The 1,317-nt window shown below is 42.2% G+C and carries 1 pseudogene; it reads left to right on the top strand.

Annotated features, from left to right (window positions below):
- Positions 1 to 460 precede the first annotated feature (460 nt).
- Positions 461 to 1,317: pseudogene (locus tag IQR33_RS27610) on the top strand (phosphoribosylformylglycinamidine synthase); the annotation flags it as partial.

Raw genomic sequence — 1,317 nt, 5'->3', positions numbered from 1 at the left:
GAAAGCTGATTGTTTAGCGTGCCAACACGAAGCACACCACGTTCTTGAATTTTTTCAAATTCACTTTTGGGCTCCGACTCAATCTGGCAAGCAGAGAGCAAAAGAACAGAAACTAAAATTAGAGCACTGCGCTTGAGCCGGTTGAAGTGACTTATTTGCATTAATAGGTACATCTTGGAAAATTTCTATTTGCCTTTATATCAAAGCGAGCTCATGGGGCAAAGTGAATCACACACTTATAACGTGACATTGTGTGTTTTATCGACATTTTAGTTGTAATTCAAATTTGACAAAAAAAATGACGCAAACGGTTGCTTTTGGTGTTACATCACAAAAACAATTACTATATAATGCGCTCGCAATGACGAGGTGGAATCGGCATAGGTTCGACAGGGCTTATTTTAAGTGTCTGAATTTATTCCAATATCACCTTAATCAATTGCATAAGAGACCTAAGCACATGAGAATTTTGCGTGGCTCCCCAGCTCTTTCTGAGTTTCGTGTTAATAAACTACTGGAACTTTGTCGTGAACAAGATCTGCCTGTAACTGGCATTTATGCCGAGTTTATGCACTTTGCCGATCTAAAGTCAGACCTTGATGACCAAGAGTTAGAAAAACTTGAAAAGTTACTAACTTACGGCCCAACCATCGAAGAGCATGAGCCTGAAGGTCTTCTACTTCTTGTCACGCCTCGTCCTGGCACTATCTCGCCTTGGTCTTCTAAATCTACCGATATCGCTGTTAACTGTGGTCTGGAGAAAGTGAAACGTCTAGAGCGTGGTACGGCTTATTATGTCGAATCTTCAGTTGTTCTCTCAGAAGCTCAAGCTGACGCTGTTAAAGCGTTAATTCACGACCGCATGATGGAAACAGTATTCACAGAATTTGAAGCCGCATCAGCATTATTTACTGTTGCAGAGCCTAAGCCTGTCGCACATGTTGATATCTTAGCTGGCGGTCGTCTTGCGCTTGAAGAGGCAAACGTTTCCCTTGGCTTGGCACTCGCAGAAGATGAAATTGATTACTTGGTAGAGAACTTTACTAAGCTTGGGCGTAACCCAAACGACATTGAATTGATGATGTTTGCTCAGGCGAACTCAGAGCATTGTCGCCACAAAATTTTTAACGCAGATTGGACTATCGACGGGGTAGATCAACCTAAGTCTTTGTTCAAAATGATCAAAAACACTTTTGAAACGACACCTGACTATGTGCTGTCTGCATACAAAGACAACGCAGCCGTTATGACAGGTTCTAAAGCGGGGCGTTTCTTCCCTGACCCTAAATCTCGTCAATACACGTACCACCATGAAGA

Source organism: Vibrio sp. OPT46 (assembly GCF_015163535.1).
Lineage (GTDB): Bacteria > Pseudomonadota > Gammaproteobacteria > Enterobacterales > Vibrionaceae > Vibrio > Vibrio alginolyticus.
The sequence above is the reverse complement of the archived record's forward strand: the minus strand, read 5'-3'. Positions and strand labels throughout refer to the sequence as shown.